This is a genomic window from Variovorax sp. GrIS 2.14 (genome assembly GCF_046115955.1).
Classification (GTDB): Bacteria; Pseudomonadota; Gammaproteobacteria; order Burkholderiales; family Burkholderiaceae_C; genus Variovorax.
The window spans coordinates 1-12,880 of record NZ_JBJXIA010000024.1; the positions used below are offsets into that span (position 1 = coordinate 1).

10 protein-coding genes are annotated in these 12,880 nt (G+C 62.7%); 7 read left to right on the forward strand and 3 right to left on the reverse strand.

Going from position 1 to position 12,880, the window contains the following annotated elements; all coding sequences use genetic code 11:
• Window positions 1-878, forward strand: an 878-nt coding sequence (locus RCH10_RS23925) for an IS3 family transposase (RefSeq protein WP_409054350.1), incomplete at its 5' end; no start/stop codon positions are given.
• A gap of 183 nt (window positions 879-1,061) precedes the next feature.
• Here the strand turns inward: RCH10_RS23925 and galE are convergent.
• A complete protein-coding gene (gene galE, locus RCH10_RS23930; protein WP_409054351.1) occupies window positions 1,062-2,081 on the reverse strand; it encodes a UDP-glucose 4-epimerase GalE in 1,020 nt (339 codons plus the stop codon).
• 379 nt (window positions 2,082-2,460) lie between these two features.
• Between galE and RCH10_RS23935 the strand changes: the two genes are divergently transcribed.
• The 4 genes from RCH10_RS23935 to RCH10_RS23950 all read left to right on the forward strand — a co-directional run bounded on the left by RCH10_RS23935 (window position 2,461) and on the right by RCH10_RS23950 (window position 9,374).
• Entirely contained in the window at window positions 2,461-4,626 is a 2,166-nt protein-coding gene (locus RCH10_RS23935) for a putative bifunctional diguanylate cyclase/phosphodiesterase (RefSeq protein WP_409054352.1), read from the forward strand.
• 61 nt (window positions 4,627-4,687) lie between these two features.
• Complete coding sequence (locus RCH10_RS23940) at window positions 4,688-6,124, forward strand: M20 family metallopeptidase (RefSeq protein WP_409054353.1); 1,437 nt, start codon at window positions 4,688-4,690, stop codon at window positions 6,122-6,124.
• Between the two features lie 51 nt (window positions 6,125-6,175).
• A complete protein-coding gene (locus RCH10_RS23945; RefSeq protein ID WP_409054354.1) occupies window positions 6,176-8,077 on the forward strand; it encodes a diguanylate cyclase domain-containing protein in 1,902 nt (633 codons plus the stop codon).
• 97 nt (window positions 8,078-8,174) lie between these two features.
• The gene (locus tag RCH10_RS23950; RefSeq protein WP_409054355.1) at window positions 8,175-9,374 is read left to right on the forward strand and encodes a cation:proton antiporter; all 1,200 of its coding nucleotides are present in this window, start codon (window positions 8,175-8,177) and stop codon (window positions 9,372-9,374) included.
• On the opposite strand, the gene RCH10_RS23955 is transcribed toward RCH10_RS23950, so the two are convergent.
• Entirely contained in the window at window positions 9,361-9,825 is a 465-nt protein-coding gene (locus RCH10_RS23955; RefSeq protein WP_187051642.1) for an SET domain-containing protein, read from the reverse strand. The genes RCH10_RS23950 and RCH10_RS23955 overlap by 14 nt on opposite strands.
• Before the next feature lie 77 nt (window positions 9,826-9,902).
• Here RCH10_RS23955 and RCH10_RS23960 point away from each other — a divergent pair, with 77 nt between their 5' ends.
• Window positions 9,903-11,198 carry an acetyl-CoA hydrolase/transferase family protein gene (locus RCH10_RS23960; protein ID WP_409054356.1) on the forward strand — a complete coding sequence of 432 codons (1,296 nt, stop codon included), beginning with the start codon at window positions 9,903-9,905 and terminating at the stop codon, window positions 11,196-11,198.
• On the opposite strand, the gene RCH10_RS23965 is transcribed toward RCH10_RS23960, so the two are convergent.
• The gene (locus tag RCH10_RS23965; protein ID WP_409054357.1) at window positions 11,164-11,556 is read right to left on the reverse strand and encodes a hypothetical protein; all 393 of its coding nucleotides are present in this window, start codon (window positions 11,554-11,556) and stop codon (window positions 11,164-11,166) included. The genes RCH10_RS23960 and RCH10_RS23965 overlap by 35 nt on opposite strands.
• Window positions 11,557-12,327: 771 nt before the next feature.
• On the opposite strand from RCH10_RS23965, the gene RCH10_RS23970 reads away from it, so the two are divergent.
• Complete coding sequence (locus tag RCH10_RS23970; protein ID WP_409054358.1) at window positions 12,328-12,858, forward strand: spore coat U domain-containing protein; 531 nt, start codon at window positions 12,328-12,330, stop codon at window positions 12,856-12,858.
• Window positions 12,859-12,880: the final 22 nt, after the last annotated feature.

Sequence of the window (12,880 nt, forward strand, 5' to 3'; positions counted from 1 at the left end):
GCCTGAGCAATCGGGAAAAGACACAGCTGGTTGATGCCCTGAAACAGATCTACCCGGTGCTTGAGCTCCTTGAAACGCTCGGCCTGGCAAGAAGCTCGTACTTCTATCATCGCGCCCAGGCACAAGTCGCAGACAAGTACTCCCAGGTGCGCGGCACCATGGCGGACATCTTCGAGCGCAATCACCGCTGTTACGGGTACCGTCGGATGCGGGCGTCACTGAGCAGCCAGTGCATGCACATTTGTGAGAAGGTGGTGCTGCGCTTGATGAAGCAGGAGCGCCTGGTCGCTGCGAGGCCCAAGCGGCGTCGGTATGGTTCCTATCTGGGCGAGATCAGTCCAGCGGCAGAGAACCTCGTCAACCGCGACTTCACCGCTGGTGCTCCCAATGAGAAATGGCTCACCGACATCTCGGAGTTCCACATTCCGGCGGGCAAGGTGTACCTGTCGCCCGTGATCGACTGCTTCGATGGCAAGGTGGTCAGCTGGACGATCGGCATGCGCCCGGACGCGCAGCTCGTCAACGCGATGCTGGATGCCGCCATCGAAACCATCGACAGCGCCAGCCGGCCTGTCGTGCACTCCGATCGCGGCGCCCACTACCGTTGGCCTGGATGGCTGGCACGCATCGCAGATGCCGAGCTGACGCGTTCGATGTCTCGCAAAGGCTGTTCGCCCGACAATGCAGCTTGCGAGGGATTCTTCGGTCGATTAAAGACCGAATGGTTCTATCCTGGTAATTGGCAATCTTCGACCGTCGAGCAATTCGTCCAAGCCTTGGACTCTTACATCCGCTGGTACAACGAGAAGCGGATCAAGATGTCCTTGGGCGCGCGCAGTCCCGTCGACTACCGAAGAAGCTTGGGCCTCACGGCATAAACAGTCCAAGTTTTTAGCCGCATCCCCACCGGGGGTCAATTTTTCGGCCGACGCCAACAGCATTAGAGAGCAGAAATCGTGCCTCAGGCCCTCAATGGAGAGTCATCAATAGAACGTTGCATTGCGATACAAGAGCGTCTGAAAGGAGAGTCAGAGAAATCTGTGGGTGCTCCCGGTAACTCATCAGTTTCCGTAGCCCTTTGGGTTACTTTTTTGCCAGCGCCAACTGTCTTCGCACATCTGTTGCAGTCCGCGACGTGCCTTCCAGCGAAGTGTTGAATGCGCGAGTGACGGGTCGCCCCAATAAGCAGGCACATCGCCTGCACGGCGCGGCCCAATGTCATAGGCAATGGGCTGGCCGCTCGCCAGCTCAAAGGCCTTGACGACATCGAGCACCGAGGCCCCTTGACCCGTGCCGAGATTCACTGTCACGAGGCCGGGTGCAAGCGCCGCGTGACTTAACGCGGCGACATGCCCTTCGGCCAGGTCCATCACATGCACGTAGTCGCGCACACCCGTGCCATCGGGTGTCGGGTAGTCACCGCCATGCACTGCAAGACGGTCGCGCAGACCCACTGCGACCTGGCACACATAGGGCATCAGGTTGTTTGGCTTGCCCTGCGGGTGTTCGCCGATGAGTCCGCTTTGGTGCGCGCCGACCGGATTGAAATACCGCAGCAATGCAATACGCCAGTCAGGCTGTGCGACATGCAAGTCGGCCAGCATCTGCTCGACCATACGCTTCGAATGTCCATAGGGGCTCTCTGGCCGACATGGCGCGCTCTCGGGTATGGGGGAACTTTCCGGCTCGCCGTAGACGGTGGCCGATGACGAAAAGATCAGCGTCTTGACGCCTGCCGCTCGCATCGCCGCGGCGAGAACCAGTGTGCCGTTCACATTGTTGTCGTAGTAGTGCAGCGGGTCTGCGACGGAATCGCCTACGGCTTTGAGGCCGGCGAAATGCATCACGGCTGCAATGGCGTGTTCTCGGAACAGGCGGTCGAGCAGGGCGCGGTCGCGCACGTCGCCTTCGATGAATTCGATGGTTTTGCCGGTGATCGTGGCAAGCCGCCGAAGCACACGCACGTCGCTGTTGCCGAGGTTGTCGAGGATCACGGGTGTGTAGCCGGCTGCCACCAGCGCGACGCAGGTGTGGCTGCCGATAAACCCGGCGCCGCCGGTGACGAGGATCAGTTCGCTCATGTCGTTCCCTCAGAAAGTCATTTGACCGGCGCTTATTCTGCGTGACTTCGACAGGGCCATCTGGCGGCGAAGATTTCCACTTTAGATAGCGTGTCATCCATCGGCTTGTCAATAGAAAATGGCATGCCAACCGGACCACATTCGAACCTCGTTCGCTACCGTAATCTCTCAACTTTTTCGGCTCTGGCGCCGTGCAGTGGATGTGAAACACGCTCACAGTCGGCCTTGCCGGTCGTTGATCGAGTGGCAGCGGCTCGGGTGCGGTTTGCGTCATGTGAAAGGTTTGGCCTGCGCGCCCCGCTCGCCGTTCGTCGGACCGGGCCACTCAAGGCGCACCTTCACCCTCAACTTCTGCGCCCGCATGCCGATATGAGAAGGAATGGCCGATTCCCCGTTTCTTAGTTCGCACCACGACCTGTGGATCGTCGCGGCTTCGGTCGTGATCGCGACGCTCGCGTCTTTCGTCACGCTCGACCTGTCGATGCGCGTGCGTTCGCCCAGCGGCGACGTGAGCAACACGTGGTGGATGACCGGTTCTCTGGTCATGGGCACGGGCATCTGGGCCATGCATTTTGTCGGCATGCTGGCATACACCTTGCCGATTCAGATCGGCTTTACCGCCTTCATTACGCTGGTGTCATGGGTGGCCGCAGTGGCCGCTGCCGCCGTTGCGCTGCGGGTGGCCAGCAGCGCCGACTACAGCACGCGGTCGATCGTCGTGGCCTCGCTGGCGATGGGCGTCGGCATCTGCGGCATGCACTACATCGGCATGGCGGCGCTGAGCGTCACGCCGGGCATCGTCTGGGACTACAGGATCGTGGTGGCCTCCGCGGTCATCGCTGTCGCTGCGTCGGCGGCGGCGCTGCTGATTTTCCGGATGCTGCTGCAAGTACGCGCGGAGCGGCGCTTTCCGATGCAACTGCTCGCGGCCGTCATCATGGGGTTGGCGATTTCCGGCATGCACTACACCGGCATGGCCGCGGCGCAGTTTCCGGTCGGCACCGTGTGCCTGAGCGCCAACGCGCTGAACGGCAGCGGGCTGACCGCCATCGTCGTCGTTGCGTCGTGCATGCTGCTGGTCGGCGCGCTGCTGGCTTCGCTGCTCGAGGCGCGGCTGCAGATCGTCGCGCGGCAGCTGTCGCAGTCGCTGACCGAGTCGAACGCCCGCTTGCAAAGCGCCAACGACGAGCTGCTCAAACGCGCCTTCTCCGACCCGCTGACAGGCTTGCCGAACCGGCTGCTGTTCGAAGACCGCTTGCGACACGCGGTGCAGCGGCTGGAGCAGGTCAACCAGTCGGGTGCCGCCGAACAACTCGCCGTGCTCTTCGTCGACCTCGACGGTTTCAAGCCGGTCAACGACTCCTTCGGCCACGCGGCCGGCGACCAGATCCTGAAAATCACCGCCGAGCGCCTCATCAAGCAGTCGCGTCCCGGTGATACCGTGGCCCGCGTCGGCGGCGACGAGTTCCTGCTGCTGCTCGAAGGCATGAAGGCGCAAGAAGACTGCGTGCAGATCATCGACCGCATCCTCTACGCGCTGTCTCGGCCCTTCGACATGATGGGCAAGCACCTGCAGATTGCGTGCTCCATCGGCGTGGTCATGCATCCGCTGCAAGGCGAGCCGGACAAACTGATCGCCAACGCCGACGTGGCCATGTACGCGGCCAAGCGCGCCGGCGGTTCCAGTTATGCGTTCTTCGAATCGCAGATGGCGGTCGACACGGCCGACAAGCTGCAGTTGCAGAGCGACCTCCGGCTGGCGCTGGAGAGCAACCAGTTCGAGCTGTACTACCAGCCCAAGATCGACGGCCGCCGCAATCGCATGAGCGGCGTCGAGGCGTTGGTTCGCTGGAACCATCCGCGGCTCGGTCTCGTGAGCCCCGACAGCTTCATCGGGCTTGCCGAACGCTACGGGCTGATCGTGCGGCTGGGCAACTGGGTGCTCAACGAGGCTTGCCGCCAAGCCGCAGACTGGAGCAAGGAGGGCACGCACATGCGGGTCGCCATCAACCTCTCTGCCAACCAACTGCGCGAGCCGACGTTGGTCGACAAAGTAGAAGAGGCGTTGCGCAAGCACGGCGTGCTCGGCTCGCAGTTGCTGTGCGAGATCACCGAATCGGTCGCGATGCAGGACATGAAGGTGACGCAGCGCACCTTCGAAGGCCTCTCGCGGCTGGGCGTGCATCTGTCGATCGACGACTTCGGCACTGGCTATTCGAGTCTGAGCCACTTGCGCGATTTGCCGGCGCGGCAACTCAAGATCGATCGCAGCTTCGTCAAGGACCTGGAGACCAAGGCGGATGCGCGCGCTGTCGTCGAAGCGGTGGTCAAGCTCGCCCATGCATTGAACCTGACGGTGGTGGCGGAGGGCGTCGAGACACTGGGACAGCGCGACATCGTGTTGAAGCTCGGCTGCGACGAGCTGCAGGGATTTTTCTACGCCCGGCCGATGCGAGCCTGCAAGATCCTGCCCTGGAAGCTCGACCAGGCAGCCAACGCCACGCGACCCGCAGAATTGGCGACGGCCTTCGGCACGCGGTTCTAGGCCGCTTCGCGGTCGGGCAGCGGCGGGACAGCGCTGCCAGAATGGGCGCGAAAGGAATCCCATGAGCCGCACTCGAGCCCTGACCCTGGCCGCCAACTACTTCGACGACGGCCGTTTCCAGCAAGTGCTGGCGCGCCGTGTGGCGTGCCCCACCGAAAGCCAGGAGCCGTCGCGCGACGCGGTGCTGGCACAGTACCTTGCGCAGCAGATCGTGCCGGACCTCGAAGCGCTCGGCTTTGTCTGCCGCACCGTTGCCAACCCGATGGCCGGCGGCAGTCCGTTTCTCCTCGCCGAGCGCGCCGAGACGGGTGCGTCTTTTACCGTGCTGAGCTACGGCCACGGCGACGTGGTGCGCGGACATGCGGCGCAGTGGCGGCAAGGACTCGATCCGTGGCAATTGACCATCGAGGGCGACCGCTGGTACGGCCGCGGCACTGCGGACAACAAGGGGCAGCACTCGGTCAATCTGGGAGCCTTGTCGCAGGTGCTGGTCGCGCGTGAAGGTCGGCTCGGCTACAACCTGAAGCTGCTGCTGGAGATGGGCGAAGAGACTGGGTCGCCAGGCCTGCGTGAGGTGTGCGAACTGCAGAGCGAGGCGCTGCGCGCCGATCTCTTTCTCGCATCCGACGGCCCACGCGTCGCCGCCGCTCGACCGACGCTATTTCTCGGCTCGCGCGGCGGCCTCAACTTCGATTTGCGCATTGCGCTGCGGCCGTCGGGTCATCACTCCGGCAACTGGGGCGGCTTGCTGCGCAACCCCGGCATCCGGTTGGCGAACGCCATCGCATGCCTGGTCGACGAGCGCGGCCGCATTCGTGTTCCGAGCCTGCTGCCTGATGCCTTGCCCGACAACGTGCGCCAGGCGCTCAAGTCCATCGAAGTCGGCGGCGGCGTGGACGACCCCCAAGTCGATGCGGATTGGGGCGAGCCGGGCCTGTCGCCGGCCGAGCGCGTCTTCGGCTGGAACACGCTGGAGGTGCTGGCTTTCAAGACCGGCAACCCGGAAGCGCCGGTCAACGCCATCCCCGGCCGCGCCAGCGCGCATTGCCAGATCCGTTATGTGGTCGGCAGCGACAGCACGCACTTTCTGGCGCATGTGCGCGAGCATCTCGACGCCCATGGCTACACCGATGTCGAAGTCACGCAGAGCGGCGAGTTGATGGAAGCCACGCGGCTCGACCCCGACAACCCATGGGTTCGCTGGGCGCTGGCATCCATCGAGCGCAGCACCGGCAAGGTGCCCGCGCTGTTGCCCAACCTGGGCGGCACGCTGCCCAACGATGTCTTCGCCCACGTGCTCGGTTTGCCGACGCTGTGGGTGCCGCACTCGTACCCGGCCTGCGCGCAGCACGCGCCCAACGAGCACATGCTCGGCAGCGTGGCGCGCGAGTCGTTGCAGCTGATGGCTGGCTTGTTCTGGGACCTGGGCGCGGAGGGCGCGGCGATTGCCGCCGAGCGCCGATCAGCACCTGTAAACACCCGCAGTTCCGCGTTTTGAAGCCGCGCGTCTCCGCTTAAATGCAGGGACCACGTTTCAAAGTGTCGCTGCATGCCGGTTCCGCAAAGTCAAGCCAACGAAGAACCGCGCATCAAAGCGCTGGACGAGCTGCGCGTGCGCGACTCCGAAGCCGAAGCGGCCTATGACGACATCGCAGCGCTCGCGGCGCAGATTTGCGGCACGCCGGTGGCATTGGTGTCGTTCGTCGACCGGGAGCTGCAATGGAACAAGGCCACGGTCGGCCTGACGATCTCCGACATAGCGCGTGCGCATTCGTTTTGTGCGCACGCCATCGAAGTGTCCGACGCACTGCTGGTGATCGAAGACGCCACGCTCGACGTCCGGTTCGCGAGCGACCCGCTCGTGACGGCCGCTCCGCACCTGCGCTTCTACGCCGCTGCGCCCATCGTGACAGCGGCCGGTGCCGCGCTGGGCACCGTCTGCGTCATCGACACCCGCCCCAGACAAATCAGCGACGCGCAGCGCGATGCCTTGGCCATGTTGGCACGCCAGGCCGCATCGCTGCTGGCGTTGCGCGCACGCACGCATGAAGCCGAAGCGCTGGCGCTGGAACGTGACCGGCTCGCCACCGAGGCCGATCTGCATCAAAAGCGCAGCGACCAGTTGCTCGACCTGGTGCTGCGCGGCGGCGACCTGGGCCTGTGGGACCTCGATGTGGCGTCGGGCCGGTGGACGATCAACACACGCGAGCGCACCATGCTCGGCTACAGCGCCGATGAAGCGCAGCCGGGCAGCCTCGACTGGAAGGGGCTGATCCACCCGGACGACTGGCGTGCCTATGCGGCCGAGTTCAACAGCCATCTGCTGGGCCGCACGCCGTTCTGCGAGTTCGTGCACCGCATGCGCCACCGCGATGGGCAATGGATCTGGGTCATGAGCCGGAGCGTTGCCGTCGAGCGCAGCGCCGACGGCCGTCCGCTGCGCGTGGTCGGCACGCACATTAACGTGACTGCGCAGCGGCAGGCTGAAGAAGAGCGGCGCAAGACCGGCGAGCGGCTTGAACTGGCGCTGAGCGGTGGCGACATCGGCCTGTGGGACCTCGACTTGCGCACGGGCAGGGCGACCTACAACGCGCAGTGGTGGGGCATGTTCGGCTACGTGGTCGGCGAGATCGAGGCCGTCGACGGGTTGTGGCAAAGCATGGTTCATCCGGAGGACTACGACGCGGCGCGCACTGGGCTGGCGCGGCATGTGAATGGCGAGACGCCCATGTACGAGGGCGAAGTTAGGGTGCGTCACAAAGACGGCCGCTGGCTGTGGATTCAGAACCGCGCCAAGGTGGTCGAGCGCGGGCTGGACGGCGCCGCGCTGCGCATCGTCGGCGTCAACCTGAACATCAGCGAACTCAAGCAAAAGCAACTGCTGCTCGATGCGCTGGCCCGAGAAGACGCACTCACCGGTTTGCCCAATCGCCGCTCGTTCGAAGAGCGCGTGTGCGATGCCATGGCGCGGTCGCGCCGTTCACGCACTCCTATGTGCCTGATGTACCTCGACGTCGACAACTTCAAGCACATCAACGACTCGCACGGCCATGCCGGCGGCGATGCGGTGTTGAAGGAATTCGCGCGACGCATCAAGCGCGGCGTGCGCACCACCGACATGGCGGCGCGCTATGCGGGCGACGAGTTCGTGCTGCTGCTGGAAGACGTGGCTGACGAAGAGGCTGCAGCCATCGCAGCGCGCAGAATTCTGATGGCACTGAAGCCTGTCTTCGGCATCCCGGGCGGTGCGTTGCGTGTGACGACCAGCATCGGCGTCGCGTTGTCAGGCGTCGACGATGAAGACATTCCGGCGCTCCTGGCACGTGCCGATGCGGCCCTGTACGAAGCCAAGAAGGGTGGGCGCAACGGTTTCCGCATGGCGGGTGCGGAGTTCAACTCGGTGCTTGGCAGTGATGCGGTGCCGGCCGCTGCTTCGACGTTGAAGCATTGAGACACTGACGCCCGATTTCCGGGTCGCTAGGGCATGGCAAACTTCTGCCGCCCCGTCAGTTCAACCCACACGAGAGCGCCTGCCCGTCATGACCGCCATGAGTACGTCAGAAATCTTCCTGATAGCGATGTTGATCATCTTCACCGCGCCCTATCTGATCTGGCGTTTGGGGCGCACGGAGTACTTCGCGCCGCCCGTGGTGGTGCAGATCATCACCGGCATCCTGCTCGGCCCCGGCGTGTTGGGTACGCTGTTCCCCGACTACTACAAATTTGTCTTCAGCGCGCCGGTGATCCTGTCGCTCAACGCCATCGCGCAGTGGGCGGTGATGCTCTTCGTCTTCATCGCCGGCATCGAACTCGACTTGAAGCAGGCCTGGACGCACCGGCGCGAGAGCGGCATCACCGCGGGAATGGCACTCGGCGTGCCGCTGCTGTTCGGTGGTGCGGCTGCCATGGGCATGCTCATGTTTCCGGGCTGGATCGGCGCCAAGGCGCTCACCTGGCAGTTCGTGCTCGGCATCGGCATGGCGTGCGCGGTCACTGCGCTGCCCATCCTCATCCTGCTGATGGAAAAGCTGCAGATCCTGCGGCAGCCGATCGGCCAGCGCATCCTGCGTTACGCGAGCGTCGACGACATCGCGATATGGGGCGTGCTCGCGTTGATCCTGATGGACTGGGAACGCGTCGGCAAGCAGGTCGCCTTCCTGGTGGTCTTCGGCGTTGCCAGCGTGGTCTATCGCTGGCTGATGGCTCGCATTCCGGAGCGCGACCGCTGGTATTGCAGCTTGACCTGGCTGGCCGCCTGCGGCCTTGGCGCCGACTGGTCGGGGCTGCACTACATGGTGGGCGCCTTCATCGCGGGGGCCGTCATGGATTCGGCGTGGTTCGACCAGAAGCAGATGGACTGGCTGCGCCACAACGTGCTGCTGGTGTTGATGCCGGTGTTTTTCCTGAGCACTGGCTTGCGCACCAACTGGCAGGTGGGCGGGGCTGCGGTGTTCATCGCGGCGGCGGTCTTGCTGGTTGCCTCGGTCGCCGGCAAGCTGATCGGCATTCACATCGCCGGCAAGATCCTGAAGTGGCAACCCGGCGAAAGTTCGCTCGTCGGCTGGCTGCTGCAGACCAAGGCTTTGATCATGATCATCTTCGCCAACGTGCTGCTCGACAAGGCGATCATCACCAACGAGAGCTTCACCGCGTTGCTGGTGATGGCGGTCGCCAGCACCATGCTGACGGTGCCGATCGTCTCGCCAAAGCTGGCGCGGATGAAAGAGATCGTCTTCAGGTCGAAGTAGAAGCCAGCATGGTCCCGCGGCAGTTCGCCGAGCCGCAGTGGCACGGAAAGTCCGCCGCCACCTTGTCGTTGTCTGCGGCCAGCCCATAGTCGATGAACAGTTCGTCGCCGGCCTCGACTGCCACGATGGTCTGGAACCTGAGCACCAGTTCGCCGGATTCGTCGTACTCCTCGACCGCTTCGCAGTTGGGGTCGCACGAGTGGTTCAGGTGGCGCGTCGCGTTCCCGCCCTTGGCACCGTCGATGGTCTCGTCGTTCGTCAGCTTGAAGAGATAGGTGAGGTTGTCGTCCCACGTCTTGGCTGCGATCTGCGCGGGCGAATAGCGCCGGCCTTCGTACAGGCCCAGAAAGGCGTCGGCCGGCAGGTCGCGTGTCGCAAATCCGCCGAGCCCGTGCACGCCGCTGGCTGAAACCCGGATGCAGGGCGTTGAAGAAACGCTGGAACGTGCCATGGATCAAGGGTCTTGAAAAAGAGCGAGCATAGACTCGACCGTGACGGCGTCAATACGGTGCCGCAGGAGACCTCGAAATGCAGATGCGCGACCTTTACCAGCAGAAGCGAACGACAGCCGCGGAGGCGATTCGGCACGTGAAGAACGGCGACTTCATCGTCGTGCCGACGGGCGTCGGGGAGCCACCCGCGCTGCTCACCGCACTGTCGGACCAGCGGCGCGATTTCCTCGATGTGAAGGTCGGGCAAATCCTCGCGATGCGCAAATACGCGTACCTCGACCCCGAGACGGTCGACCATGTCCGGCACGTGGCTTTCTTCTACGGCGGCGCCTCACGGGCGGGTGGACAAGCCGGCTGGATCGACTTCATTCCCAACTACTTTTCAGAGATCCCGGCGCAGATCGAACGCGGCCAGATGGCAGCCGATGTGGTGTTCAGCATGGCATCGCCGATGGACGATGAAGGCTTTTTCGCGCTCAGCCTCGGTGTCGACTACACGATGGCTGCTGTGGCCAAAGCGCGCGCGGTGGTGCTCGAAGTCAACCCGAACGTGCCTTACGCATTCGGCGAGTGTCGCGTGCACATCTCGCAGGTCACCTCGCTCATCGAGAGCGATGAGCCGGTGCTCGAAGTCGGTCTGCCCAAGATTGGCCCGGTGCAGGAGGCGATCGGCAAGTACGTCGCCGACATGATCGAAGACGGCTCGACGCTGCAGATCGGCTACGGCGGCATCCCGGATGCGGTGGTGATGCAACTCACCCACAAGCACGACCTCGGCATTCACACCGAGATGATCGGCGACGGCATCCTGTCGCTGGTCGAATGCGGCGCCGTGACCAATCGCCGTAAGAACTACCTTCCGGGGAAGATGATCGCGACCTTCGCGCTCGGGTCCAAAAAGCTCTATCGGTTCATGGAGCGCAACCCGATGCTGGAGATGCATCCGGTCAACTTCACCAACGACCCCGCGCTGGCCGGCCTGAACGACAACATGGTCGCCATCAACGCGACGCTGCAGATCGATTTGCTGGGACAGTGTGGCTCGGAGAGTCTGGGCTCGGCGCCGTTTTCGGGCACCGGCGGCCAGAGCGACTTCGTGCGCGCAGCCAATCGCTCGCGAGGCGGCAAGGCGTTCATCGTCGTGCCTTCTACCGCCCGCAACGACACCATTTCGCGCATCGTTCCGGTGCTGTCGCCTGGCACGCATGTGAGCACCAGCAAGAACGACATCAACTACGTCGTCACCGAATACGGCGTGGCGCAGTTGCGCGGCAAATCGGCCAAGCAGCGAGCGAAAGAACTGATCGGTATCGCGCACCCGGACTTTCGCGAGGAACTCACCGCGCAGGCGAGGCTGATTCACCTGTTTTGAGTGAGCGACAGCGAAAGAGCGCGAAGACACCGAGCAGCAGCGATCTGGAATTGGCGCTGATCGACACCGATAACTGCCATTGGATGCCACTGAACAAGATGCGGTGCTCGCGCTGTTTCACATTGGGCAGCGGCACGCCGCCCTTGGCCACGAACTCCAGGCCGGAATTCAGGCAGACATAGATCCCGTCATGGGTCGCATCGTTGCCGGGGCGAAACGCGCGATCGAATACGGGTGAAGGCTTAACAGCGTGTCGAGCCATCGCGCTCGCGCTGTAACCACGACGTCCAAGCCTGTCCAGAAACCAGGTTGCATTGCTGTCTCCTATTGCCTCGTCGTCACCGAGATGCAATCCCAAGCCTGCCGATTGACTGTGCTCTTGACGACATCACCCCAAAAAGCTTCGGCCGCCAAATAGGACTTTGGCTTTAGGTGAGAGCATGGTCCCGTGGCGCGTGGGCGACCCTGATTACCCGTTTTGTGACGGTCACCATCCGGCGGCGTGCCGACACCGCCTTCCACGTAGGCGCCGACGCTGGCAGCACAGGTTTCCGTGTTGCTGCTCGTCGATCCGCCATTGTCGATACCGCGCACGGCAGCAGCTGCAGCCGAGACACCGATGAGCGAAACGAATCGTGGAGAGCGTTCGAATTGGATTGGCAGCTCGGCGACGTGGCGGGGCGCTTGCGCCTGAAAATCGGACCGGACTGCGGATTGCATGCGACAGGAAAAAAACGAATCAATTGGAATTGTCTAATACCGAAGTACATGTTTCTGAATGGTTGCAGATCCTTAAATTAGTCGACTTACGCAAAATTTTTGGGTAAAAATGTATACGTTAATGGTTCTATTTGTTCAATTTAGAAGAAAGTTGTCGATGGAAGAACTTTTGATCTTTTGGCTTACATTTATATGCGGGTTTCCGCACATTTAATGCGTTGCTTACAAGTCCGGTTTGAATGCGTGATGAAGTAGTGATCCGTATGTAGGTTTTGCATAAAACTTCGCTTGGTTATCGATGCTTGCACTAAATATATAAAAATGTGAACATCGGAAATGACATTGCGATGAGATGCCTAGACTTTTGCGAATCCGCTGGATGGCGGCCCCAACCAATTCATGGAATCAAATGACCAGCTCTATCAGTCGCCGGTTATTCGTCTTGCCTGCAATGCTCTGTATTGCCGGCCTCACACTCCACGGAACGCGCGCGAATGCCGCATCGGCAATAGCCACTTTCCAGGTGACGGCCACCGTGTTGACGGCGTGTGCAGTCGTCGGCCCTGGCACTCTTGCTTTCGGGAGCTACACCCCGTCCAGCGACACGCCGCTTGCCGGCTCGACGTCGTTCACCGTCGTCTGCACTTTCGGCACGCCGTATTCGGTTGGGCTGAGCGTGGGCCTGGGCAGCGGCGCGACACTGACGGCCCGCAAGATGACCAGCTCGTCGGCGCCGGCGGGCAACAATTTGCTGACCTATGGGCTTTTTAAGGAAAGTACCTTCGCCACCAGCTGGGACAACAGCGTGACGGGTACCGGCTACGTCGCCAACGGTGTCATCCAGCCCTACACGATCTACGGGCAGATTCCGATCGGGCAGTACAACGCCGGTCCTGCCGTCAACTACGCAGACACCGTGACGCTCACCCTCACTTACTGAGACGTGCCGAGACTGACATGGA